The sequence below is a fragment of the Streptomyces sp. NPDC006385 genome (genome assembly GCF_040612485.1).
GTDB lineage: Bacteria > Actinomycetota > Actinomycetes > Streptomycetales > Streptomycetaceae > Streptomyces.
Genome location: NZ_JBEXQG010000002.1, coordinates 35,857 through 58,991 on the forward strand (window position 1 = coordinate 35,857; position 23,135 = coordinate 58,991).

Annotated in this window: 23 protein-coding genes and 1 pseudogene; 8 read left to right on the plus strand and 16 right to left on the minus strand. The window is 70.1% G+C overall.

The genetic code is table 11. The features are described from left to right. The first annotated feature begins 24 nt into the window (after positions 1–24). The gene (locus ABZ078_RS01615; RefSeq protein WP_356570525.1) at positions 25–411 is read left to right on the plus strand and encodes a hypothetical protein; all 387 of its coding nucleotides are present in this window, start codon (positions 25–27) and stop codon (positions 409–411) included. Positions 412–527: 116 nt separating this feature from the next. Here the strand turns inward: ABZ078_RS01615 and ABZ078_RS01620 are convergent, their stop codons facing one another. From ABZ078_RS01620 to ABZ078_RS01640, 5 genes are all read right to left on the minus strand, one after another. Further along, positions 528–1,238, minus strand: coding sequence for a GntR family transcriptional regulator (locus ABZ078_RS01620; RefSeq protein WP_356570527.1), 711 nt, complete (start codon positions 1,236–1,238; stop codon positions 528–530). Between the two features lie 63 nt (positions 1,239–1,301). Further along, complete coding sequence (locus ABZ078_RS01625) at positions 1,302–2,633, minus strand: Gfo/Idh/MocA family oxidoreductase (protein ID WP_356570529.1); 1,332 nt, start codon at positions 2,631–2,633, stop codon at positions 1,302–1,304. A gap of 104 nt (positions 2,634–2,737) precedes the next feature. Beyond that, positions 2,738–4,021, minus strand: a complete 1,284-nt coding sequence (locus ABZ078_RS01630; protein ID WP_356570531.1) for an extracellular solute-binding protein — start codon at positions 4,019–4,021, stop codon at positions 2,738–2,740. A gap of 22 nt (positions 4,022–4,043) precedes the next feature. Further along, a complete protein-coding gene (locus ABZ078_RS01635; RefSeq protein ID WP_356570533.1) occupies positions 4,044–4,934 on the minus strand; it encodes a carbohydrate ABC transporter permease in 891 nt (296 codons plus the stop codon). A gap of 1 nt (position 4,935) precedes the next feature. Further along, positions 4,936–5,913: a sugar ABC transporter permease gene (locus ABZ078_RS01640; protein WP_356570535.1), complete on the minus strand. Its 978-nt coding sequence runs from the start codon at positions 5,911–5,913 to the stop codon at positions 4,936–4,938. A gap of 423 nt (positions 5,914–6,336) precedes the next feature. Here ABZ078_RS01640 and ABZ078_RS01645 point away from each other — a divergent pair, with 423 nt between their 5' ends. The 4 genes and pseudogenes from ABZ078_RS01645 (at position 6,337) to ABZ078_RS01660 (ending at position 9,015) form a co-directional block, all read left to right on the plus strand. Beyond that, a complete protein-coding gene (locus ABZ078_RS01645) occupies positions 6,337–6,630 on the plus strand; it encodes a hypothetical protein (protein ID WP_356570537.1) in 294 nt (97 codons plus the stop codon). A gap of 42 nt (positions 6,631–6,672) precedes the next feature. After that, positions 6,673–6,831, plus strand: a pseudogene (locus ABZ078_RS01650) (transposase); the annotation flags it as partial. Positions 6,832–6,955: 124 nt separating this feature from the next. Continuing rightward, on the plus strand, positions 6,956–8,500 hold the full coding sequence (locus tag ABZ078_RS01655; RefSeq protein ID WP_356570539.1) for an FAD-dependent monooxygenase: 1,545 nt from the start codon (positions 6,956–6,958) through the stop codon (positions 8,498–8,500). Between the two features lie 32 nt (positions 8,501–8,532). Next, positions 8,533–9,015, plus strand: a complete 483-nt coding sequence (locus tag ABZ078_RS01660) for a hypothetical protein (protein WP_356570886.1) — start codon at positions 8,533–8,535, stop codon at positions 9,013–9,015. A gap of 23 nt (positions 9,016–9,038) precedes the next feature. On the opposite strand, the gene ABZ078_RS01665 is transcribed toward ABZ078_RS01660, so the two are convergent. Beyond that, entirely contained in the window at positions 9,039–9,401 is a 363-nt protein-coding gene (locus tag ABZ078_RS01665) for a metalloregulator ArsR/SmtB family transcription factor (RefSeq protein ID WP_062147904.1), read from the minus strand. A 176-nt stretch (positions 9,402–9,577) separates the two neighbouring features. Between ABZ078_RS01665 and ABZ078_RS01670 the strand changes: the two genes are divergently transcribed. Further along, on the plus strand, positions 9,578–11,056 hold the full coding sequence (locus tag ABZ078_RS01670; protein WP_356570888.1) for an AlkA N-terminal domain-containing protein: 1,479 nt from the start codon (positions 9,578–9,580) through the stop codon (positions 11,054–11,056). An 18-nt stretch (positions 11,057–11,074) separates the two neighbouring features. Beyond that, positions 11,075–11,602: a methylated-DNA--[protein]-cysteine S-methyltransferase gene (locus ABZ078_RS01675; RefSeq protein ID WP_356570541.1), complete on the plus strand. Its 528-nt coding sequence runs from the start codon at positions 11,075–11,077 to the stop codon at positions 11,600–11,602. A 159-nt stretch (positions 11,603–11,761) separates the two neighbouring features. On the opposite strand, the gene ABZ078_RS01680 is transcribed toward ABZ078_RS01675, so the two are convergent. From ABZ078_RS01680 to ABZ078_RS01695, 4 genes are all read right to left on the minus strand, one after another. Continuing rightward, positions 11,762–12,412: a GPP34 family phosphoprotein gene (locus tag ABZ078_RS01680; protein WP_356570543.1), complete on the minus strand. Its 651-nt coding sequence runs from the start codon at positions 12,410–12,412 to the stop codon at positions 11,762–11,764. A gap of 230 nt (positions 12,413–12,642) precedes the next feature. Continuing rightward, positions 12,643–13,407 (minus strand): Sir2 family NAD-dependent protein deacetylase, encoded by a 765-nt coding sequence (locus ABZ078_RS01685; RefSeq protein WP_356570545.1) that lies wholly within the window; start codon positions 13,405–13,407, stop codon positions 12,643–12,645. Between the two features lie 160 nt (positions 13,408–13,567). Continuing rightward, entirely contained in the window at positions 13,568–14,074 is a 507-nt protein-coding gene (locus ABZ078_RS01690; RefSeq protein ID WP_356570547.1) for an NUDIX hydrolase, read from the minus strand. A 105-nt stretch (positions 14,075–14,179) separates the two neighbouring features. Continuing rightward, the gene (locus tag ABZ078_RS01695; protein ID WP_356570549.1) at positions 14,180–15,253 is read right to left on the minus strand and encodes an ADP-ribosylglycohydrolase family protein; all 1,074 of its coding nucleotides are present in this window, start codon (positions 15,251–15,253) and stop codon (positions 14,180–14,182) included. Between the two features lie 179 nt (positions 15,254–15,432). Between ABZ078_RS01695 and ABZ078_RS01700 the strand changes: the two genes are divergently transcribed. Further along, a complete protein-coding gene (locus ABZ078_RS01700; protein WP_356570551.1) occupies positions 15,433–16,563 on the plus strand; it encodes a glycerate kinase in 1,131 nt (376 codons plus the stop codon). A 139-nt stretch (positions 16,564–16,702) separates the two neighbouring features. Here the strand turns inward: ABZ078_RS01700 and pssA are convergent, their stop codons facing one another. The 6 genes from pssA to ABZ078_RS01730 all read right to left on the minus strand — a co-directional run bounded on the left by pssA (position 16,703) and on the right by ABZ078_RS01730 (position 23,125). After that, a complete protein-coding gene (gene pssA, locus ABZ078_RS01705; RefSeq protein ID WP_356570553.1) occupies positions 16,703–17,563 on the minus strand; it encodes a CDP-diacylglycerol--serine O-phosphatidyltransferase in 861 nt (286 codons plus the stop codon). Further along, a complete protein-coding gene (locus ABZ078_RS01710; RefSeq protein WP_003996602.1) occupies positions 17,550–18,209 on the minus strand; it encodes a phosphatidylserine decarboxylase in 660 nt (219 codons plus the stop codon). The genes pssA and ABZ078_RS01710 overlap by 14 nt, the downstream gene beginning before the upstream one ends. A 170-nt stretch (positions 18,210–18,379) precedes the next feature. Beyond that, complete coding sequence (locus ABZ078_RS01715; RefSeq protein WP_356570555.1) at positions 18,380–19,585, minus strand: acyl-CoA dehydrogenase family protein; 1,206 nt, start codon at positions 19,583–19,585, stop codon at positions 18,380–18,382. After that, positions 19,585–20,112 carry a MaoC family dehydratase gene (locus tag ABZ078_RS01720; protein WP_356570890.1) on the minus strand — a complete coding sequence of 176 codons (528 nt, stop codon included), beginning with the start codon at positions 20,110–20,112 and terminating at the stop codon, positions 19,585–19,587. The genes ABZ078_RS01715 and ABZ078_RS01720 overlap by 1 nt, the downstream gene beginning before the upstream one ends. A 5-nt stretch (positions 20,113–20,117) precedes the next feature. Beyond that, on the minus strand, positions 20,118–21,080 hold the full coding sequence (locus tag ABZ078_RS01725; protein WP_356570557.1) for a CoA ester lyase: 963 nt from the start codon (positions 21,078–21,080) through the stop codon (positions 20,118–20,120). After that, entirely contained in the window at positions 21,077–23,125 is a 2,049-nt protein-coding gene (locus ABZ078_RS01730) for a protein meaA (protein WP_356570559.1), read from the minus strand. Before ABZ078_RS01730 ends, ABZ078_RS01725 begins: the two co-directional genes overlap by 4 nt. Between the last annotated feature and the right edge of the window lie 10 nt (positions 23,126–23,135).

A 23,135-nucleotide genomic window follows, 5' to 3' on the forward strand; every position in this document is an offset into this window, starting at 1 on the left:
ACGCGGGCGGACGGGGGACGAGCTGTGTGGACCTTTCTGGCGGTCGCCACCGGCCTGCCCACGATCCTCCTGACGGCCGCCCTCGTCGTGGTGGTGTGCTTCTGGTTCCTCGTCGTCGCGGGCTTCACCTCCGTCGGCAGCTTCGACACGGACATGGACCTCCGTCGGTGGGGCATGGGCGGCGTTCCTGTGACGGTGGCCGTCTCCTCGCTGACGGTACTGGCCTGGTCCCTGAGCGTCGGCGGGACTCTCGCGCTGGTCCCGCTCACGCCGCCGGGACCCGCCACCGGGCTGCCGCGCCTCATCGTGCCGGTCCTGGCGCTGCTCGTGGCATGGCGACTGACCTGCCTGTTCGTACGGCCCCTGCACCGGATCTTCCCCGCGCCCCCGAGTGCCTCACCGTCCCGCTGAAAGCGCCGCTGCCCGGGTGACGCCGGCCACCGCACCAGGCTTCCCGGCACACCGCGGGAGACTGGGAGACGAGCCGACCTCCGCTTCCGGTCGGCCCGCCGCCGGCCAAACCCCCGTTACCCGCCGGCCGCCTCGGACCGGTGCGCGATGTCCGGCTGCCGGCTCTCGCCCGTTGCGGATTGCGGGAAGGCGCGGCGCACGAAGCCCGCGATGTGGTCGTGCAGCAGGTGCGCGGCGCCGCTCGCGTCGCCCTCCCGCGCGCGGCCGAGGATCCGCCGGTGCTCCTTTGCCTCCCGCTCCCAGCTGGGGGTGGACTCCCAGGCCGCCACCGAGACCAGCGCCGCCTGGTCGCGCAGGTCGTCGAGCATCCGCACCAGGAGCGGGTTGCCGCAGGAGCGGTAGAGCGCGCGGTGGAAATCCCGGTTGGCCAGGGAGCGGTCGGCCCGGTCCTCGGCGGCGTCGGCGCGGTCCAGGGCCTCCTGGGCGCCGGGGAAGTCCGAGCATGCGAGAACGCCGCGGCGCAGCGCCTCCGGTTCGAGCATCAGCCGCACGTCGTAGACGGAGCGGGCCATGGTCGCGTCCACGGCGCGCACTGCCGTGCCCTTGAACTCGCTCATCACCACCAGTCCGCGTCCGGCCAGCGTCTTGAGTGCTTCGCGTACGGGAGTCTTGGACACCCCGAACCGCCTGGCCAGCTCGATCTCGACCAGTGGCTGTCCCGGCGGCAGTCGGCCGGTGAGGATGTCCTGCGTGAGGTGTTCGAGGACGAACCGGGTCCTGGAGGGGATGGGAACGGCCGGTGTGGTGCCAGGCACGGGCGCATTCATGCGGCAACAGCTCTCAGGTCTCGTCCACCGTATGGCATACGTGACGTACAAGTATGGAGAGGGTCATCCGAGTCGGGTGCCGTTCTCCACCAGCGTCACCGGTCGGTGCGTGCGGGCCGAGGTGCTCGCCGCGACGCCCACGAGCACGCTGCGGATGCCGTCGCGGTATCCCGCCCGCCGGCTCAGGGGGTCACGGTCGGGGCGGCCGCGGAAGACGTCGTCGAGCAACAGCCGGTCCCCGCCGCCGTGTCCGCCGCCCGCCCGCTCGCCGTCCCCTTCGTCAGGGAGGGCGATCTCCTCCCGCGGAGACCAGTGCCGTTGCAGGGTCAGCCGTTCCCACGCTCCTTCGGCGTGCTCCTTGCCGCGCGCCGAGGGGTCGATGGCGGCGTGCGTCGGCGTCCAGGCGCGTTCGCAGACCTCCAACTCGGCCCGGCCCTCGGTGCCGTTCACCGCCACTCGGTACCCCTCGAAGGGGGCGTGGGCGTGCAGCGAGTACGTCAGCAGTGCGCGGTTGTCGTAGCGGACCAGCACCGCCATGGTGTCGTCGATGGTCACGCCGTCGCCGAACACGTCCTGGTCCCGCTGGTAGCCGTCCTCGTGCTCGGCGTCGAGGTAGAGCCGCGCGAGCCGTTCGTCGCGGGACATGTCCAGCAGGAAGGGGTCCGTGTCGGCCGAGGGCGCTCCGGTGCCGCGCGGGGGCCGCGGGCCCAGGCCGCGACCGCGGGCGTTCTCGCTGCCGTAGAAGCGCAGGTCCGCCTGGGCGAACACCAGCTCGGGGCTGGCGTCCAGCCACCAGTTCACCAGGTCGAAGTGGTGCGTGGACTTGTGCACCAGCAGCCCGCCGGAGCGCGTCCGGTCCCGGTGCCAGCGCCGGAAGTAGTCGGCGCCGTGGACGGTGTCCAGCGCCCACTCGAAGTGCACGGAGGTCACCTGGCCGACGGCGCCGTCGGCGATGAGTCGCCGCAGCTCCGTGTTCCGCGGCGAGTAGCGGTAGTTGAAGGTGACGGTGATCCGGGCGCTGCTGCGCTCGGCGGCGGCCGCGATCGCCGCGCAGCCCTCCGCGTCGATGGTGAGCGGCTTCTCCACCACGACGTCCACCCCGGCGTCCAGGGCGGCGCACACGTAGGGGGCGTGGGTGGCGTCCACGGAGGTCACCACCACCGCGTCGGCGCCCGCCAGCATCGCGGTGAAACCGTCCGGGCCGAAGCACGGCACGAGGCCCCGGCCCGTCGCGGCGATGCGCTGGTTGTAGAAGTCCATCCGGGTCCGGTTGGTGTCGCACAGCGCGACGATCTCTCCGGTGTCGCTCCAGTCACCGAGCAGCGCGTCGACGTACAGCTGCGCGCGGTGGCCGAGCCCGACGACGGCGTAGCGGCGTTTCCCACGCGATTCCACAGGCGGCTCCTCCAAAGCGGGTCTCCCAAGCGGGTCTACGAAGCGGTCTACGAAGCGGGTCTTCGGACGCGGACGGTTCACCCTGAGCGACGGCGTACCGGGGGTCAGCCGAGCGTGCTGTCCGCCTCCTCCAGGAACCCCTCGGCGGCGGCCTCGGGGGTCTTGGCGCCGGAGATGACGTCCTGGCCGTAGCGCTTCAGCATGTCCGGGATGTCGGCGGCGCCGTCCGGATACGCGGAGGGCGGATCGGCCAGCTTGTCGCGGACCTTGTCGACGTAGTCGAGCGACGCCTGGTCGGCCGCGGGCAGGTCGCCGCGGATCTCCTCAAGGACCTTGCTGTTCATCGGCAGGCCGCGGTCGCTGCCCAGGATCCTGCCCGCCTGCGGGTCGTTGACGAGGAAGTCGATGAGCTTGCCCGCCGCCTTCTGCTGCTCGCTGCGTGCGCCGACGGCCCAGAACATCGCCGGCTGGAGGAACATGCCGCTGCTCGTCGCCCCCGGTTCCCGCGGCATCTGCAGCAGGTCGATCTTCTCGCCGGAGGCCGTGCTGGCGGCGCTGAGCTGGTTGGTCCAGAACATGCCCATGCCACCCTTGTTGGTGCCGATGAGCGACTGTTCGATGCTGTTGGCGTCCAGCTCGTTGCTGAGGGAGGCGTCGGGGGAGCCCTTGCTCTTGATCATGTCCGCGCTGAGCTGGTACCAGTCGGCGAGGGTGCCGGTCGAGACGCCTATCTTGCCGTTGTCGTAGAACGATTCGCCGCGCTGTGTGGCGAAGGCGTTCAGGAAGGCGTCGTTGAAGTTGATCTGGGTGCCGTAGAGGTCGCTGCCGCCGGCCTTGGTGACCTGGGTGCTGACGTCCTGGTAGTCCTTCCAGGTCCAGGACGAGTCATCGGGGAGGGGCACCCCGGCCTTCTTGAAGACGGAGGTGTTGGCCATCACGGCCCAGGCGTTGGCGCCGGTGGGGATGGCGTACTGGGCGCCGTCCACGGTGCCGCTGGAGAGCAGCTTCGGATCGAGGTCGGCGGTGTTCACCAGCCCCTTGAGATCGGCGAGCGTGTTCTTGCGGGCGAACTCGCCGAGCTTGCGGATCTCGATGGCGAAGACGTCCGGGGCGTCCCCGGCGGCGACCTTGGTGGTCAACTGGTCGTAATAGGAACTCCAGTCGGAGTACGACGACTTGACCGTGACGTCCGGATTCTGTTTCTCGAAGAGGTCGATGGCCTGCTGAGTGATCTTGTGCCGGCTGTTCTCACCCCACCAGCTCACGCTGAGTGTGACCTTGCCGTCGTCGCCGGACCCCGAGTCGCCTCCGCAGGCAGCGGTGCCGGCCAGGGCGCCGGTGACCGCGAGGGCCACGCAGAGTCTTGCCGTTCTGTGTCGGTGCAGCACGGAAATCTCCTTCGGTACGTTGCTATTTCAGGCCGGTGACGGCGACCCCGCGGACCAGGTACTTCTGGCCCGCCAGGAAGAAGCCGAAGATGGGGCCCAGGGAGAGCACCGACATCGCGAACATCGGCCCCCAGGCGGACTGACCGGACGAGTCGAGGAAGGTGCGCAGAGCCACCGGCACGGTGTGCTGGTCCGGATCGGTCAGGAAGATCAGCTGGCTGAGGAAGTCGTTCCAGGTCCAGATGAAGGTGAAGATGGCGGTGGTGGCCAGCGCCGGCAGCGACAGCGGAATGATGATCCGGCTGAAGATCCGCCAGTGGCCGGCCCCGTCGATCCGCGCGGCCTCGTCCAGATCGCGCGGCAGCGTCCGGATGAACTGCACCATCAGGAAGACGAAGAAGGCGTCGGTGGCGAGGAACTTCGGGACGATCAGCGGGTAGAACGTGTTGATCCAGTCCAACTGCTTGAACAGGATGTACTGCGGGACGATCACCACCTGCAGGGGCAGCATGATGGACCCCAGCATGACCGCGAACCACAGGCGCTTCAGCGGGAACTCCATGCGCGCGAAGGCGTAGGCGGCCAGCGAGCAGGCGGTCAGATTCCCCAGCACCGCGCCGCCCGTGATGATCAGTGAGTTGACCAGGTAGTGGCTGAAGGGGCTGCTCAGCGCGTTCCAGCCGTCGACGAAGTTCTGCCCGGTGACGCTGGTGGGGATCAGCCCCTGCTCGCGGAAGATCAGCCCCTCCGGTTTGAGGGCGCTGGAGATCATCCACAGCAGCGGGTAGAGCATCACCAGGCCGAAGAGGATCAGGCCGAGGTGGATCAGGAGCTTCTTCCCCCGGAGCGCGAGCAGAGCCCTGGCCAGCAGGGTGTCGTTCAGCCCGGCCCGGGCGGCGTTGTCGGTCTTCACCTCAGTTGTCACCGTAGAACACCCAATACTTCGACATCAGGAAGTTCAGTGCGGTCAGGCAGGCGATGATGATCACCAGGAACCAGGCCATCGCCGAGGCGTAGCCCATCTCGAAGGAGTTGAAGCCCTTGGTGTACACGTACATCGTGTAGAAGAGGGTCGAGTCCGAGGGGCTTCCGTTTCCGCCGCTGACCACGAACGCCTGGGTGAAGGACTGGAAGGCGCCGATCAGTTGCAGAATCAGGTTGAAGAAGATGACGGGGGTCAGCAGCGGCACCGTGATGTGGAAGAACTGCCGCACCTTGCCCGCTCCGTCGATGCCGGCCGCCTCGTAGTAGCTGACCGGGATCTGCCGCAGACCGGCCAGGAAGATCACCATGGGTGAGCCGAAGGTCCACACGTTCAGCACGATGAGCGTCCCGAGCGCGGTGGACGGATCGCCGATCCAGCTCCGCCCGTCGACGCCGAACAGGCCCAGGAAGTGGTTGACGAGGCCGTCGTCCCCGAAGACCTTCCGCCACAGGATGGCGATGGCCACGCTGCTGCCGAGCAGCGAGGGAAGGTAGTACACCGAGCGGTAGATGGCGAGGCCCCGCACACCCCGGTCCAGCACCAGCGCCAGCAGCAGCGCGAAGGCCAGTTGGAGGGGCACCGAGACGAAGACGTAGATCGTGGTGTTCTGGAGCGCCTTCAGGAACCGCGGGTCCTCGGTGAACATCCGGGTGTAGTTGTCCAGGCCGATCCACTGCGAGCCCCCGATGAGGCTGTAGTCGGTGAACGACAGGTACAGCGAGGTCAGCAGCGGCCCCGCGGTGATGAACAGCAGCCCGCCGAACCACGGTGCCAGGAAGAGGTACGCGGCGAGCGCCTCTCTGCGCCGTCGCCGTCCGCGCGCCCGGTCGGCCTCGCTCGCACTCGCGGAGCGTCGGCCGTCGGGTAACGCCCCCTCCGGGCGCGGACGCACCTGAGTGCCGTTCATGCGGGGCCTCCTGACATCGTGACAGCGGCCCGCCCGGACCGCCGTGGAGCGCTGCCGGCGGATGGGTCGGGATGGCTCAACGGCATGTCATATATGACGTATGAAGTACGTTGTATGGCGTGGGAACGTAGAGCCGTCCGGGGGAGACGTCAACACCGCGCGCACGAATCCGATCTCAGCCGGTTCGGACGGGCTGAGCCGTGCGGCGCCGGGCGCACGGTCCGCGGATTTCCGCACCTGATCCAGGAGCTTGCGCCGGGCCGTTGCCGACCCGTCTCCATCAGGTCTTCGGCGGGCGGGCGACCGAGATCGCGGATCTCGGCGCGTCGCATGGGCATATCGGTCTATTAACACTAATCTGCCGTAACTGTACGAAGTCGATCTGTCACGGATCGCACACCCACTCACTCCATCGGAGATGACATGCACAAGCTTCACAAGGCCGCGGTCGTGGTCGTCGCCCTCGGCAGCGTCGGTCTCCTGAGCGCCGGCACCGCCACCGCCCAGGGCCTCGACGGCGGCGGCAAGGGCAAGGGCGGCCACTACAGCGTCCTGCAGAGCTCGAGCTGCAAGTCGCACGACCTGAACGTCGACGTCCTGGGCCAGGTCGGCCTGCTCAACGGCGTGCTCGGCAACGCTCTCAACGGTGAGGGCAACTCGGGCGGCCAGGACACCCACCTCGGCTCGCAGATGGGCTGTGACAACAGCGCGTTCTGAGCCGCGTTCCCCGAACGGGCCAGTGCTGAACCGCTGTCGCCCATGGCACAGGTCGTCAGGCCGTCCGCAGGTCGACGGAGGCTGATCGACACAATCCGTCGGCCGTGCGGGACCGGTGCCCCATGGCGAGACCTACCGGTGGAGTACGGGCCGTGGCAGACAGTCCATGGATTGTTTTGCCGAGGGCAGCGCACCGGTGTCTGGCGAGCCGTGCCGACCGGGCTGCGGTCCGATGCCGCAGCTCGGGAACCAGCCAGGGGCCTGATCCGCTTGCGCGGGTCAGGCCCCTGGCCTCGTTTTTCCGCCTCCGCCTACCGTGGACAACATGACGGCACCGCTGGATGCGCTCGTCGTCGGCGCGGGGCCGACGGGACTCGCGCTCGCCGCTCAACTGCGCGCTCACGGGGCCGGGTTCCGTCTCGTCGACCGCTCCCTCGACCGGGCGCGCGAGTCCCGGGCGCTCGGCATCCAGCCCCGCACACTGGAGGCGCTGGCCGGGTTCGGCGTGACCGACCTGCTGGTGGCCCGCGGCAATCCCGCGATGCGGCTGCGCCTGCACCTGACCCGGCGCACGGTGTCCCTGCCGCTTTTCGACATCGGGCTGACCGACACCCCCTACCCCTTCCTGCTGTTCCTCTCGCAGGCCGAGACGGAGAGTGTCCTCGGTGCGCACCTCGCTGCCCGCGGCGTGACGATCGAGCGCGGCACCGAACTGATCGGGCTCAAGCGGAAGGAGGCGGACGTCGTCTGCCGCCTGCGCCATCGCGACGGCACGGAGGAAGCTCTCGCGGCGCGCTACGTCGTCGGCTGCGACGGCGCCCACAGCACCGTGCGCACCCTGGCCGGCATCGACTTCGAGGGCTACGCCTATCCGCAGACGTACCTCCTCGCCGACCTGGACGTCGACGGGCTGGAGCCGGGCGCCGTGCACTCGTACATGACCGGGGCCGGCATGCTGTTCTTCTTCCCGCTCGGGTCGCCCGCCCCCTGGCGGATGCTCGCCATGCGCCCGGCCGACGCCCCGCACGGCGAGGTGACCCTGCCGCTGCTGCGACAGATCGCCGACCGGTACGGGGCGCGGGGGCTGGTCCTGCGGGATCCGGTCTGGATGACCGACTTCCGGCTCCACAACCGCGGTGCCGCCCAATACCGTTCCGGACCCTGCTTCCTGGCCGGCGACGCGGCCCACATCCACAGCCCGGCCGGGGCGCAGGGCATGAACACCGGCATCCAGGACGCCCTCAACCTGGGCTGGAAGATCGCTCTCGTGTGCCGGGGCGCCGCGCCGGAGGAACTGCTGGAGACCTACGGCATCGAACGCGCCCCGGTAGGCCGCGGCGTCCGGCGCTTCACCGACCGCGCCTTCGTCATCGGCACCAGCCCTCATCCCCTCCTCCGGCTGGCCCGCGCCCGACTCGCCCCGCACATCGCCCCGTCGGCGGTGCGCGCCACAGCGCCGCGCGCCTGGGTCTTCCGTACCGTCTCCGAACTCGGCATCCACTACCGGCGCAGTCCCGTCTCCGCGACGGGCCCACGACCGCCCCGGCGCGGACCGCGGGCCGGGGACCGGCTGCCCGACCTGCCGCGAGGGCTCCAGGCGCGGATCGCCGCCCCGGGCTGGCACCTGCTCCTGACCGGGCCGCCGCACCTCTGGCCGGACCGGGCTGTGGACCCGGTGCTGGCGGGCCGGGCCGACCTGATCACCGTGCACCGCCTCGACGACCGCGGCCCCTGGCCGGGCGTCGCCCACGGACTCGTACGCCCGGACGGCCACCTCGGCTACGTCGCGCGCGGTGCCGGCCTGGACGGGCTGCGGGGTTACGTCGACCGCTGGTTGCCGATCGAACCCTCCACCCGACACACGAGGTGAACGGCTCCCGGCGGCGATCCGTACCACTCTGCGTGCAGTCACAGCGTGAAAACACCGGCCGCATCGCCTCGGCCGGCAGTCTGGTTCTCCTGTTCCTGCTGCTGGTCACGGCGTGCGGCGAAGGCAAGGGCGAAGAAGGCAAGGACGAAGAGGGCGCCGCGAAGACCGGCCCGACGAACGTCGCCGCCACCGCGGCCGGCGTCGTGGCTCCGGCGAAGGTCGAGGTGATCGCCGCCCTGACGGGCTGCGAGGTGGAGATCCGCACCGAGGCCGACGAACTGCGTGAGGGCGTCTGCCGCACCAAGAAGGGCGACTACCTCATCACGACGTTCCCCGCCGAGAAGTACAAGCGGACCTGGCTGGACGCTGCCGCCGTCTACGGGGGCAGGTACCTCGTCGGCACCCGCTGGGTGGTCAGCGCCGAGCCGGGGCTGCTGGAGCAGCTCCGCCCCCGGCTGGGCGGAACCATCCAGCAGGCGCGGGGCATGGGCCCGACGGCTCCGAGCGGCTCATAGCGTCGCCGGGCGGGCGCCGCGGCTCATTCGGTCGCGTCGCTGATGCCCAGGCGCAGATGCTCCACGTGGTACACGGCCTGGTCGAGCAGCTCGGCGACATGGTGGTCGTGCAGCGCGTACACGACCGAGCGGCCGCGTCGCTCGCCCACCACCAGGCCGAGGTTGCGCAGCAGGCGTAGCTGGTGCGAGCAGGCGGACTGCTCCATGCCCACCTCCGCCGCCAACTCCGTGGCCGGCAGCGGCCCCTCGCGCAGACGCGCCAGGATCAGCAGGCGGGACGGCGTGGACAGGGCCTGGAGGGTGGTGGCCACCTTGGCGACGTTGGCCGCGTCCAGGCGTACGCGTTCGGTGGCGTCCTGCGCGGCGGTGACGGCTCCATGACCCATGAGGGGTATCTTACTCATCGTACACAAACACATGAATGATCCTTCATGTGTGGGAGGGGAATCCCGGGTCCGGCTTCCCCGACGATCCGGCGGCTCCCAGCACAACCGAGGTTGATGTCGGATTCTCGCCAGTCCTCGTCCGGCCGGTGGTCGATGCTGGGTGCATGCAGAAGGGGATGCACACCGACACCGAGCGCTGCGTGCGCGCCGTCCAGTCCAAGGATGCCCGCTTCGACGGCTGGTTCTTCACCGCGGTCGTGACGACCGGGATCTACTGCCGGCCCAGTTGCCCCGTGGTCCCGCCCAAGGCGGAGAACATGCGGTTCTTCCCGAGTGCGGCGGCCTGCCAGCAGGCCGGGTTCCGGGCCTGCAAACGCTGCCGCCCGGACACCAGCCCCGGCTCACCGCAGTGGAACCAGCGCGCCGACCTCGTGGCCCGCGCGATGCGACTGATCGCCGACGGCGTCGTGGACCGCGAGGGCGTGCCGGGCCTCGCCACCCGGCTCGGCTACAGCACCCGGCAGATCGAACGCCAGCTCCTCGCCGAACTCGGCGCCGGTCCGCTCGCCCTGGCCCGCGCCCAGCGCGCCCAGGCGGCCCGACTCCTCATCGAGACGACGCCCCTGCCCATGGCGGACATCGCCTTCGCGGCCGGTTTCGCCTCCATCCGCACCTTCAACGACACCGTGCGCGAGGTCTTCGCCCTCGCCCCGACCGACCTGCGCGCCCGCGCACCGCGCAGCAACCCGGGGACCTCGGCCGACACCGCCGGCACCCTGACCCTGCGCCTGCCGTTCCGCGCCCCGCTCAACCCCGACAACCTCTTCGGCCACCTCGCGGCGACCGCCGTCCCCGGCGTCGAGGAGTGGCGGGACGGCGCCTACCGCCGCACGCTCCGGCTGCCGTACGGCCACGGCATCGTGTCCTTGTCGCCCCGGCCCGACCACATCGCCTGCCGCCTCACCCTCAGCGACCTGCGCGATCTGACCGTCGCGATCAGCCGGTGCCGCCGGATGCTCGACCTGGACGCCGATCCGGTCGCGATCGACGACCAGTTGCGCACGGATCTGCTGCTCGCCCCGCTGGTCGACAAGGCGCCCGGCCGCCGTGTCCCGCGCACGGTCGACGAGGCGGAGTTCGCCGTACGGGCCGTGCTCGGCCAGCAGGTCTCCACGGCCGCCGCCCGCACCCACGCCGCCCGCCTGGTCACCGCCCACGGCGAGCGCGTCGACGACCCCGAGGGCGGCCTCACCCACCTCTTCCCGGCCCCCGAGACGCTGGCCTCGGTGGACCCGGAGTCACTGGCGATGCCCCGCACCCGCCGCACGACCTTCACCACACTGGTACGCCGACTCGCCGACGGCGACGTGCGGCTGGGGCCCGACAGCGACTGGCCCGCGACCCGGGCCCGACTGCTGGAGCTGCCCGGACTCGGCCCCTGGACGGTCGACGTCATCGCGATGCGCGCCCTCGGCGACCCCGACGCCTTCCTCCCCACCGACCTCGGCATCCGCCGCGCCGCCCAGGAGCTGGGCCTGCCCTCGACCCCGGCGGCCCTCACGGCCCGCGCGGCCGCCTGGCGCCCCTGGCGGGCGTACGCCGTCCAGTACCTGTGGGCGACGGACAGCCACCCGATCAACTTCCTCCCCGTATAAGGACGTAAGGAACCGCAGATGAAGCAGCACACCGTCATCGACAGCCCCTACGGCCCCCTCACGCTCGTCGCCGAGGACGGCGCCCTGTGCGGCCTCTACATGACCGACCAACGCCACCGCCCGCCGCAGGAGACCTTCGGCACGCGGGACGAGGCCCCCTTCGCGGCCGTCGAGGAGCAACTGAAGGCCTACTTCTCGGGCGAGTTGAAGGAGTTCACCCTCGAACTCAGCCTGCGCGGCACGCCGTTCCAGCGCAGCGTCTGGGCGGAACTGCGGAAGATCCCGTACGGCGAGACCCGCTCCTACGGCGAACTCGCCGACGCCCTCGGCAACTCGGGCGCCTCCCGCGCGGTCGGCCTCGCCAACGGCAAGAACCCGATCGGCATCATCGTGCCCTGCCACCGCGTCGTCGGCGCGAACGGCGGCCTCACCGGATACGGCGGCGGCCTGGCCCGCAAGCGACGGCTGCTGGACTTCGAGAGCGGAACGGCGCTGTTCGCGGAAGCCGTAGACCTCGGCATCAGCGCCGGCAAGAGCAGGCCCTGAGATCCGTGACGCCTACGGCTACGCCTGAGAGGGCTCGGAGGCGACCCCAACGCCGGTGTCGACCCTGGTCTTCAGGACGGTGGGGGTCGTCCTGCTCGGGGGATTGCTTCTGCTCGTCAAAGCGAAGGAGCGAATACGTCGCCCTGCCCGGCGCCTTGCCTACAGGGCGGCTGTCGAGGCGATGACCGCGGTGATGGCGGCAACCGTGGTGCGGATGGTGTCTCCGAGTGCCGCGGCCTGGCCTTGTCCCTCGGCGATCGCGGCCAGACGGTACTCGCGTGCCTCCGCCCCGGGGCTCTGCGGCATGACGGTCTGGAGGCCCGCGTGGTGCAGTACGGTGATCAGCGCCGCCGTGCGCTCATCGGGGTCCTGGTCCTGTGCGAGGACGGCTGCCAGCCGCGCTCGCAGCGCCGCGAGTTCCGACAGGCCCGTGACCGGGTGCTTCACCGATCCGAAGGCGCCGAGGACCCGTCGTCCCTGCTCCCGTACCAGTCTCTTCTCCAACAGCCCCTGGTACGCCGTGTCGAGTGCCTGCTCGCGTACGGCCAGCAGCCACTCCCGGGGCGTCTCCTCGGGATGGCTCCGCATGTGCTCGGCCATGGCCGCGGCCGCCGGATCCACAGGCGTCGACCCTCCAGCGACGACGAGTGCGCCGTCACGCTCCGTCAGGTACCCGGAGAAGCTCAGCTCCAGCAAGGCGGCCGCCGAAACCGCCAGGGACACCCGCAAGTGCGCCTCGCGCAGGGTGCCGGTCTCTTCGTCCAGTGCGAGCAGCACGATCTGCTCGCCGATCGTCAGATCCTCAGTCATGGGATCCCCCCTCTCGAGAGAGAGGAACGCGCCCCAGGAAGCTGGGGTTCCCGACACGCGTTCCCGCCCCTGGCGGAGGCACTTTCCAGGGCCGTGGTCTCGCAGGCCGGTTCGGTCCTGCTGCCGCAGACCGGGCTCCGGGCGCCGACGGGCAGGTGACCGTGGACCTGGACGGAGTACTGGTGATCGCGCACTCGGACAAGCAGGATCGAGCACCGCCGCCGACCGCGTCAGTGGCCGCGCGCCTCGCCCGCGCAGCGGCTGTTCCACTCGCCCAGCCCGCGCAGCAGCTTCGGCAGGGCGGTGCCGATCGGCTCCCGGATCACCTCGTCGGCGCGGTCGTCGTACGGCGTCGGCTCGGCGTTGACGATGACCAGCCGGGCGCCGTGGTCGGCGGCGACGCCCGCGAGCCCCGCGGCGGGCTGCACCTGAAGGCTGGAGCCCACGGCGATGAACACCTGGCACGCCTTGGTGATCGCGACCGCCTCACCGAGGACCACCGGATCGAGCCGCTCGCCGAACATCACCGTCGCCGACTTCAGGATCCCGCCGCACTCCAGGCACGGAGGATCCGCCTCACCGGCCTCGACCCGCGCGAGGGCGTCTTCCATCGCCCCGCGCGCATGGCACTTGGTACAGACCACGCTGCGTGCGCTCCCGTGCAGTTCCAGCACCTTGCGCGCGGGCATCCCGGCGAGCTGGTGCAGCCCGTCCACGTTCTGCGTGATCACCCGCACCGGCACCCCGGACCGCTCCAGCTCGGCCACCGCCCGGTGCGCCGCGTTGGGCTCGGCCTTGAGCGTGCGGTTCGCCCGCCGCATCCGCCAGGAGCGCCGCCGGATCTCCGGATCACCCATGTAGTACTCGTACGTCACGAGCTTCTCGGCCTCCGGATCGCGCCGCCACAGTCCGTTGGGCCCGCGGTAGTCCGGGATACCGGAGTCGGTGGAGATACCGGCGCCACTGAGGAGGGTGACGAGGGGCGGCTTGGTCATGTCACCGAGGGTAGGGCGGGCCCGGTGGCCGGGGCGAACGGATATCGGCCGTGGTCGAGACCGGTGACTCCGCGACGGGACGGCGCCGGAGACACGGGACGGACTCGTACCGCTCCGGAGACACCGGAGACACCGGAGACACCGGGCACTCAGCACGCACTCACACGGCTCCGGAGTTCACCGGGTGCCCGTTCTCCAACTCCACCGTGCCCCCGCCGTCCGCGAGGACGTCCAGCGCGGCCAGGACGCGACGGCCCAGGGCGCCCGGCAGATGAGCGGTGAGCTCCTCGCGCGGGACCAGCCGCCAGGACAGCAGCTCCTCCTCCTGCAACCGGATCGCCTTCAAGTCGTCCTCGCCGAGGACCCCACCGTCGTACAGGTACGCCACCAGCGGCGGCCGACCCGTCCCGCGCACCCAGTCCACCGCGAGCAGCCGGCCCGGCTCCCGGTCCAGGCCGATCTCCTCGGCCGTCTCGCGACGCGCGCCCTGGCGGGGCGTCTCGCCGTCGTCCGACTCGATCGTGCCGCCCGGAAGCGCCCAGCCCTCACGGTAGTTGGGCTCCACGAGCAGCACCCGGCCCTCGGCGTCCCGGAAGAGGGCGGCCGCACCCGCGAGGACACGGGGGAGACCCGCGATGTACGTGGCGAAGTCTGGCGTGATGGTCATCGATGTAGGGTAACCAGCCGCCGCGGCCACACACCGGCCACCGGCCCCGCCTGCGGAAGCACACGCCCCGCGCAGCGACGCGCCCCCGGCGCACCCCGCCCGCACCTACACCCCGGCCTCCGCCAGTCGCACCGTCCGCTCCGCCAGCTCGCTGATCCGCACCCCGTCGAACCCGAACACCGCGCTGCGGACCGTGTCCTCCAGCGGCGCGGTCCACTGGTCCGGGATCGCCTCCGCCCCCGTCAGCACACCGGCCACCGAACCGGCCGTCGCCCCGTTGGAGTCGGTGTCCAGGCCGCCGCGCACCGTCAGTGTGATCGTCCGCGTGAAGTCCCCGTCGCCGTACAGCAGCCCCGCGGTGAGCACGGCGGCGTTCGGGACGGTGTGGATCCAGCCGAGCCCGGCGGTCTCGTCGGCGACCGTGGCGAGCGTGTCCTCCCAGGTCATCCGGGTGTCGTGGAGCGAGACGACCCGGCGTACGGTACGGGCGAGGCGACTGCTCGCCGGAATGACGGTGAGCGCCTGGTCGACCGCCTGCCGGACGGTGGACGCCGTGAACGCCGCCGCGATCAGCGCCGCCGCCCACATCGCGCCGTACACGCCGTTGCCGGTGTGCGACAGCACCGCGTCCCGGCGGGCGAGCGAGGCGGCGCGGTGCGGGACGCCCGGGCAGGTCCAGCCGTAGATGTCGGCGCGGATGAGGGCGCCGATCCACTCCTGGTACGGATTGTCGTACGTGGCCGTGAGCGGCGGCTTCAGACCGTTCGCGAGGTTGCGGTACGCGGCCCGCTCGGCAGTGAAGGTCTGCAGATACGGCAGCCGCAGCAGCCACAGGTCGCCGACCTGCTCGGTGCTGAAGGCGAAGCCGTGGGTCTCCAGCAGGTCGAGGCCGAGGATGGCGTAGTCGACGTCGTCGTCACGGCAGCTGCCGTGGATACGGCCGCGCACGCACTGGCGCCACTCGGGGCGCAGCTCGAAGCCGTCGCTCTCGCTGATCGGCTCGGGCAGGTAGTCGGTGAGGGGCAGGGCGGCGGCCTGCCGCAGATAGCGGTCGATCCTCTCCCGCGTCCACAGGTCGCCCTGCTCGACCGGTTTGCCGAGCATGTTGCCGGCGATCCGGCCCAGCCAGCCCCCGAGGATGCGGTCGGCGAGCTCTGGCTCAGTGCCCACAGGGGTCATAGGACCGGTCTACCCAATTCCGGGGGCGCCCGCGCGGGGTCCGACGGTACGCGTTCGGGGGGCGCGGGGCGTTCTCAGGCTCCGGGCAGGGCATGACGCCACGGGCGTCCTCCGGTTAAGGTCGCAGCGGCGCGACTGGCCTTGACGTGCGCGAGGCCCGGAGAGCAAGGGGAAAACAGGTGACACAGCGCGTGCTCATCGCCGCGGACAAGTTCAAGGGCTCACTCACGGCCGTGCAGGTCGCCGAGCGGGTGACGGCCGGTCTGCGCCGCGTCCTGCCGGGCATCGAGATCGAGGCCATGCCGGTGGCCGACGGCGGCGACGGGACCGTGGACGCGGCGGCCGCGGCCGGCTTCGAGCGGCGGGAGGCGCGGGTCGCCGGCCCCCTCGGAGACGAGGTGACGGCGGCGTTCGCGCTGCGCGGCGACACCGCGGTCGTGGAGATGGCCGAGGCGAGCGGCCTGCAGCGGCTGCCCGCCGGCGTCTTCGCTCCCCTCACGGCGTCCACGTACGGCTCCGGCGAGCTGCTGCGCGCCGCCCTGGACGCCGGTGCCCGCACGATCGTGTTCGGCGTCGGCGGCAGCGCCACCACGGACGGCGGCGCGGGCATGCTGACCGCGCTGGGCGCGCGTTTCCTGGACGCGGCCGGGGAGCCGGTGACCCCGGGCGGCGGAGGACTGGGTGACCTCGCCACCGCCGACCTGTCGGGCCTGGACCCGAGGCTGACCTCCGTCGAACTGGTGCTCGCCAGCGACGTCGACAACCCGCTGACCGGTCCGAAGGGCGCACCGGCGGTGTACGGCCCGCAGAAGGGCGCCTCGCCGGACGACGTGGCGACGCTGGACGCGGCCCTCGCGCACTACGCGAAGATCCTTGAGGAGACCGTCGGCCCCGAGGCCGCCGAGCACGCCGCCGCGCCCGGAGCAGGCGCCGCGGGCGGCATCGGCTACGGCGCCCTGCTGCTGGGTGCCCGTTTCCGGCCCGGCATCGAGGTCATGCTCGACGTCCTGGGTTTCGCCTCCGCCCTGGAGCGTGCCGACCTCGTCATCACCGGCGAGGGCTCCCTCGACGAGCAGACCCTGCACGGCAAGGCCCCGGCGGGCGTCGCGGCGGCGGCCCGCGCCCGCGGCATCGAGGTCGTCGCGGTCTGCGGCCGTTTGGCCCTCCTCCCGGAGGCCCTGGGCCACGCGGGCATCCGCCGCGCGTACGCCTTGTCGGCGCTCGAACCGGACCCGGCGAAGTCCATGGCCCAGGCGGGCCCTCTCCTGGAACGCGTGGCGGAGTCGATCGCGCGGGACTTCCTGACCTGACCGCCGACGGGCGCGGCCGTCCCGCATGTCCTGGGATTGTCCGCGGGCGGTAGGGCGTCGAGGGTGCTGCCGCGGGAAGCCCGAGGGCCCGGACCGAATCGTGATTCGGTCCGGGCCCTCGGGCGACGTACGAGCCGGACTACGGGACCTGCGCCGCCCGCGCCTCGCGGCTCTCGCGTCGGTTGTCACGGAAGGTGTTCACCCGGCGGGCCGTGGCGAACAGCGGGATCGTCGCCGCCATCACGATCTGCAGCGCGCAGCCCATCTGCAGCAGCACCTGGCCGCCCGGCGCGTCGAACGCCCACGCCGCCAGCAGGCCCATGGCGGACACGATCCAGCCGAGCACCGCCACAGCGAGGATGCCTCGCGGCTTCGGGTACTCGACCCGGCTCACCATCAGCCACGCGGTACCGACGACCGCCAGCAGTGTCGCCTCGAACGGCAGTTCGAGCAGCACGATCGAGACGACCGTGAGCGCACCGAATGGCGAGGGCATGCCCTGGAACGTGCCGTCCTTCACGGTGACGCACGAGAAGCGGGCAAGCCGCAGCACCACCGCCAACAGCACAACGATCGCGCCCACCGCCGCGACCCGCTCATGCGCGTCCCGCGCGACCATGCCGTACACGAGGACGAAGTACGCGGGCGCCAGGCCGAAGCTGATCAGGTCGGAGAGATTGTCCAGCTCCGCACCCATCGGCGACGACCGCAGCTTGCGGGCGACAAGGCCGTCGAACAGGTCGAAGACAGCCGCGCACAGCATCAGTATCACGGCCGTGGCCGCGCTGTTGCGGGCCATGCCCAGATCGTCACCCGAGAGGTGCGGGATCAGGATGCCGGTGGTGGTGAAGTACACCGCCATGAAGCCGCACGTGGCGTTGCCGAGAGTGAGGGTGTCCGCTATCGACAGGCGGAGAGAAAGAGGCATCTCCTCCTCTTCGTCGACCTCGTCGGCCTCGGGCACCCAGCCGGGCTGGGTCTCAGGATCAATCACGGTCAATGCGAGTCACCCCAGCCACGGTCTTCTGCCCCACCTCGACCGCGACCTCCACGCCCTCGGGCAGGTAGATGTCGACACGCGAGCCGAAGCGGATCAGGCCGATCCGGTCGCCCTGCTCGACCTTCGTGCCCTGCGGGATGTAGGGGACGATCCGACGGGCCACCGCGCCGGCGATCTGGATCATCTCGATGTCGCCGAGTTCGGTGTCGAAGTGCCAGACGACGCGCTCGTTGTTCTCGCTCTCCTTGTTGAACGCCGGAACGAACCCGCCGGGGATGTGCTCCACGGACGTGACCGTGCCGGAGAGCGGCGCACGGTTGACGTGGACGTTCAGCGGGCTCATGAAGATCGCGACGCGAGTGCGGCCGTCCTTCCACGGCATGATGCTCTGCACCACACCGTCGGCGGGCGAGATGACCCGGCCCTGGGCGATCTCACGCTCGGGGTCGCGGAAGAACCACAGCATGCCCGCCGCGAGAGCGGTGGCGGGCACGGCGACGGCCTTGGCGACGCCGGAGCGGCGTGCGCGCAGCAGGCTGACGGCTGCGGTGGCGACGGTCGGGAGAAGCCACGGCGATGCTCCGCGCGCGAGGCGTACGCCGCCGACCTGGCTGTCGCGTGGTGCAGAGGTTTGGCTGTGGGGCATGGATGACCTTCGTAGCGGATGATGCCGCGCGGTATCAGGGGACGGCGGCTTTCCCGGGATCGTACCGGTCGCGGACCACAACTGGGCAAGCCAGGAAGCCGAGTCGGCGGCCGAAGAGTGTTGACGGGGTGTGATCTTCTTCTCCAAGAAAACACCCCGTATCCGGACAATCAGCCCTGGAATCGATACTCTTCGAGCAGCCTGCGACCGATGATCATTTTTTGGATCTCGGCAGTACCTTCACCGATCAGCAGCATCGGGGCCTCTCGGTAGAGGCGCTCGATCTCGTACTCCTTGGAGAAGCCGTAGCCGCCGTGGATCCGGAAGGCGTCCTCCACGACCTCCTTGCAGTACTCGGAGGCGAGGTACTTCGCCATACCGGCCTCAAGGTCGTTTCGCTCCCCGGAGTCCTTTTTGCGTGCCGCGTTCACCATCATGGCATGGGCGGCCTCGACCTTGGTAGCCATCTCGGCCAGCTTGAACTGGATCGCCTGGTGTTGGGCGATCGGCTTGCCGAAGGTGTGGCGCTGCTGGGCGTACCGGACACCGAGTTCGAACGCACGCTGAGCGACCCCACAGCCACGCGCCGCCACATTGACACGCCCGACCTCGACGCCGTCCATCATCTGGTAGAAGCCCCGGCCGGTGACGCCGCCGAGCACTCGATTGGCCGGAATTCGCAGGCCGTCCATGATGAGCTCGGTCGTGTCGACGCCCTTGTAGCCCATCTTGTCGATCTTGCCGGGGATGGTGAGGCCGGGGCGGACCTCGCCGAAGCCGGGCTCCTTCTCGATCAGGAAGGTCGTCATCGACTTGTGGGGCGCGGTGCCCTCGGGGTGTCCTTCGTCACTTCGGACGAGTACGGCAACCAGAGTTGACGTCCCGCCGTTCGTCAGCCACATCTTCTGACCGTTCAGGACGTACTCGTCGCCGTCCTTGACCGCCTTGGAGGTGATGGCCGACACATCCGAGCCCAGGCCCGGCTCCGACATCGAGAAGGCGCCGCGGATGTCGCCGGCCGCCATCTTCGGCAGGAAGTGGTCCTTCTGCTCCTGCGTGCCGTGCTGCTTGAGCATGTACGCCACGATGAAGTGCGTGTTGATGATGCCGGACACCGACATCCAGCCCCGCGCGATCTCCTCGACGCACAGGGCGTACGTCAGGAGGGACTCGCCCAGGCCGCCGTACTCCTCGGGGATCATCAGGCCGAACAGGCCCAGTTCCTTGAGGCCGTCGACGATCTGCTGCGGGTACTCGTCGCGGTGCTCCAGCTCGGTCGCGACCGGGATGATCTCCTTGTCGACGAAGTCCCGGACGGTGGAGAGGATCTCCTGCTGGATGTCCGTCAGACCGGCGGTCTGGGCGAGGCGCGCCATCACTTCTCCGTCTTCTTCTCCGCAGGTGCGGTCAGCTCCGGGCGGCCCGGCTGCTCGCCGCCGCGCTCCTTGATGTACGTCTCGGTGGGCACCATCACCTTGCGGCGGAAGACGCACACCAGCGTGCCGTCCTGCTTGTAGCCCTTGGTCTCGACGTAGACGATGCCGCGGTCGTTCTTCGACTTCGACGGCCACTTGTCGAGCACCGTCGTCTCGCCGTAGATCGTGTCGCCGTGGAAGGTCGGCGCCACGTGCTTGAGCGACTCGATCTCCAGGTTGGCGATCGCCTTGCCGGAGATGTCCGGGACGGACATGCCGAGCAGGAGGGAGTAGATGTAGTTGCCCACGACGACGTTCTTGCCGAAGTCCGTCGTCTGCTCCGCATAGTTCGTGTCCATGTGGAGCGGGTGGTGGTTCATGGTGAGGAGACAGAACAGGTGGTCGTCGTACTCGGTGACCGTCTTGCCCGGCCAGTGCTTGTACGTCGCCCCGACGTCGAACTCCTCGTAGGTGCGTCCGAACTGCATCGCGCTCACGCCTCCGGGATCTCGAACTTGCTGGTGCGCCGCATGCCCGCCGCGCGTCCCTTGCCGGAGATGACCAGCGCCATCTTGCGGCTGGCCTCGTCGATCATCTCGTCGCCGAGCATCGCGGAGCCCTTCTTGCCGCCCGCCTCGGACGTGTAGTAGTCGTACGCGTCCAGGATCAGCTCGGCGTGGTCGTAGTCCTCCTGCGAGGGCGAGAAGATCTCGTTGGACGCCTCGACCTGACCCGGGTGCAGCACCCACTTGCCGTCGAAGCCGAGGGCGGCGGCGCGCTGGGCGACCGCGCGGTAGCCGTCGATGTTGCGGATCTGCAGGTAGGGGCCGTCGATCGCCTGGAGGTTGTTGGCGCGGGCGGCCATCAGGATCTTCATCAGGATGTAGTGGTAGGCGTCCGCCGGGTAGCCGGGCGGCTGCTCGCCCACGACCAGCGACTTCATGTTGATCGACGCCATGAAGTCGGCCGGGCCGAAGATGATCGTCTCGACGCGCGGGGACGCCTGCGCGATCTCGTTGACGTTGTTCAGGCCCTGGGCGTTCTCGATCTGCGCCTCGATGCCGATGCGGCCGACCTCGAAGCCCATGGTCTTCTCGATCTGCGTCAGCAGCAGGTCGAGGGCGACGATCTGCTGGGCGTCCTGGACCTTCGGCAGCATGATGCAGTCGAGGTTCTGGCCGGCGCCCTCCACGACCGTGACGACATCGCGGTACGTCCACTCGGTCGTCCAGTCGTTGACGCGCACGACCCTCGTCTTGCCCGTCCAGTCGCCCTCGTTGAGGAACTTGACGATGGTGTGCCGCGCCTCGGGCTTGGCGAGCGGGGCGCACGCGTCCTCCAGGTCGAGGAAGACCTGGTCCGCCGGGAGGCCCTGTGCCTTCTCCAGGAAGCGGGGGTTCGAGCCCGGTACCGCCAGGCAGGAACGCCGGGGGCGAAGGCGGTTGACCGTGGTCATGCGGGGACCTCCAGGGGGTCGAGCTTGTTCGCTTTGCGGATCTCGTCGACGATGCGGCCGATGATCCCGGTGATGTCGAAGTCCTTCGGGGTGAAGACGGCGGCCACTCCGGCGGCCCTGAGCTGCTCGGCGTCACCATTCGGGATGATGCCACCGGCGATCACGGGTATATCTGTGGCACCGGCCACACGGAGCCGCTCCAGCACGTCCGGCACCAGCTGCGCGTGCGATCCGGAGAGGATGGACAGGCCGACCGCGTGCACGTCCTCCGCCAGGGCCGCGTCCACGATCTGCTCCGGCGTCAGACGGATGCCCTGGTAGACCACCTCGAACCCGGCGTCACGCGCGCGGACGGCTATCTGCTCGGCGCCGTTGGAGTGCCCGTCCAGGCCCGGCTTGCCGACCAGGAAGCGCAGCTTGCCGACGCCGAGGTCCTCGGCCGTCAGGTCGACCTTGCGGCGGACCTCGGACAGGGCCGAACCCGCCTCGGCGGCGACCGCCACCGGCGCCGACGAGACACCGGTCGGCGCCCGGAACTCGCCGAACACCTCGCGCAGGGCCCCGGCCCACTCGCCGGTCGTGACGCCGGCGCGGGCGCACTCCAGGGTGGCCTCCATGAGGTTGGCGGTGCCCTTCGCTGCCTCCTTCAGCCGCTCCAGCGCCTTGCAGGGGCGCGGGTGGTTGAAGGGCGGCTGGTAGCGGGTGTCGCGCCAGTGCTGGAGGGCGGCGATGACGCGGGCCTCGACAGCTGGATCGACTGTCTGGATCGCCGTGTCGAGGTCGGCCGTCAATGGATTGGGCTCGGTCGTCTCGAAGATGTTGACGCCCACGATCTTCTCTTGACCGGACTCAATACGGGCACGGCGCTCGGCGTGCGAGGAGACGAGCTGCGACTTGAGGTAGCCGGACTCGACGGCGGCCATCGCGCCGCCCATCTCCTGGATCCGCTCGATCTCGGCCAGGGACTCCTCGACGAGCTTGGCGACCTTCGCCTCGATGACGTGCGAGCCCTCGAAGATGTCCTCGTACTCCAGCAGGTCGCTCTCGTGCGCGAGGACCTGCTGGATGCGCAGCGACCACTGCTGATCCCAGGGGCGGGGCAGACCCAGCGCCTCGTTCCAGGCCGGCAGCTGCACGGCACGCGCGCGTGCGTCCTTGGAGAGGGTCACGGCCAGCATCTCCAGGACGATCCGCTGGACGTTGTTCTCCGGCTGCGCCTCGGTCAGCCCGAGGGAGTTGACCTGGACGCCGTACCGGAAGCGACGCTGCTTGGGGTTCTCGATGCCGTACCGCTCGCGCGTGATCTGGTCCCAGATCCGCCCGAACGCCCGCATCTTGCACATCTCCTCGATGAAGCGGACGCCCGCGTTCACGAAGAAGGAGATACGGGCCACGACGTCCCCGAACTTCTCCTCGGGGACCTGCCCTGAGTCGCGTACGGCATCGAGAACCGCGATCGCGGTGGACATCGCGTACGCGATCTCCTGGACCGGCGTGGCGCCCGCCTCCTGCAGGTGGTAGCTGCAGATGTTGATCGGGTTCCACTTCGGGATGTGGGAGACCGTGTACGCGATTATGTCCGTCGTCAGCCGGAGTGAGGGCCCCGGTGGGAAGACATGGGTCCCCCGCGACAGGTACTCCTTGACGATGTCGTTCTGGGTCGTGCCCTGGAGCTTGGTGATGTCCGCGCCCTGCTCCTCCGCGACGACCTGGTAGAGCGCCAGCAGCCACATGGCGGTGGCGTTGATCGTCATCGAGGTGTTCATCTGCTCCAGGGGGATGTCCTGGAACAGCCGGCGCATGTCACCGAGGTGCGCGACCGGCACGCCGACCCGGCCGACCTCGCCGCGGGCGAGGATGTGGTCGGAGTCGTAGCCGGTCTGCGTCGGCAGGTCGAACGCGACCGACAGGCCGGTCTGGCCCTTGGCGAGGTTGCGCCGGTACAGCTCGTTGGACGCCTCGGCCGTGGAGTGACCGGCATAGGTCCGCATGAGCCACGGCCGGTCCTTCTCCCGCTTGCCTTCGGCGGGCTGACGCTCAGTCATCTATGACCCC

What these genes read in the sequence shown, in the direction of transcription:
- ABZ078_RS01620 (WP_356570527.1), bottom strand. Translation starts at nt 1,238, where the DNA reads ATGAATGCGCCCGTGCCTGGCACCACACCGGCCGTTCCCATCCCCTCC.
- ABZ078_RS01640 (WP_356570535.1), bottom strand. Translation starts at nt 5,913, where the DNA reads ATGAACGGCACTCAGGTGCGTCCGCGCCCGGAGGGGGCGTTACCCGAC.
- ABZ078_RS01645 (WP_356570537.1), top strand. Translation starts at nt 6,337, where the DNA reads ATGCACAAGCTTCACAAGGCCGCGGTCGTGGTCGTCGCCCTCGGCAGC.
- ABZ078_RS01655 (WP_356570539.1), top strand. Translation starts at nt 6,956, where the DNA reads ATGACGGCACCGCTGGATGCGCTCGTCGTCGGCGCGGGGCCGACGGGA.
- ABZ078_RS01665 (WP_062147904.1), bottom strand. Translation starts at nt 9,401, where the DNA reads ATGGGTCATGGAGCCGTCACCGCCGCGCAGGACGCCACCGAACGCGTA.
- ABZ078_RS01670 (WP_356570888.1), top strand. Translation starts at nt 9,578, where the DNA reads ATGCACACCGACACCGAGCGCTGCGTGCGCGCCGTCCAGTCCAAGGAT.
- ABZ078_RS01675 (WP_356570541.1), top strand. Translation starts at nt 11,075, where the DNA reads ATGAAGCAGCACACCGTCATCGACAGCCCCTACGGCCCCCTCACGCTC.
- ABZ078_RS01680 (WP_356570543.1), bottom strand. Translation starts at nt 12,412, where the DNA reads ATGACTGAGGATCTGACGATCGGCGAGCAGATCGTGCTGCTCGCACTG.
- ABZ078_RS01685 (WP_356570545.1), bottom strand. Translation starts at nt 13,407, where the DNA reads ATGACCAAGCCGCCCCTCGTCACCCTCCTCAGTGGCGCCGGTATCTCC.
- ABZ078_RS01690 (WP_356570547.1), bottom strand. Translation starts at nt 14,074, where the DNA reads ATGACCATCACGCCAGACTTCGCCACGTACATCGCGGGTCTCCCCCGT.
- ABZ078_RS01695 (WP_356570549.1), bottom strand. Translation starts at nt 15,253, where the DNA reads ATGACCCCTGTGGGCACTGAGCCAGAGCTCGCCGACCGCATCCTCGGG.
- ABZ078_RS01710 (WP_003996602.1), bottom strand. Translation starts at nt 18,209, where the DNA reads ATGCCCCACAGCCAAACCTCTGCACCACGCGACAGCCAGGTCGGCGGC.
- ABZ078_RS01715 (WP_356570555.1), bottom strand. Translation starts at nt 19,585, where the DNA reads ATGGCGCGCCTCGCCCAGACCGCCGGTCTGACGGACATCCAGCAGGAG.
- ABZ078_RS01720 (WP_356570890.1), bottom strand. Translation starts at nt 20,112, where the DNA reads ATGCAGTTCGGACGCACCTACGAGGAGTTCGACGTCGGGGCGACGTAC.
- ABZ078_RS01725 (WP_356570557.1), bottom strand. Translation starts at nt 21,080, where the DNA reads ATGACCACGGTCAACCGCCTTCGCCCCCGGCGTTCCTGCCTGGCGGTA.
- ABZ078_RS01730 (WP_356570559.1), bottom strand. Translation starts at nt 23,125, where the DNA reads ATGACTGAGCGTCAGCCCGCCGAAGGCAAGCGGGAGAAGGACCGGCCG.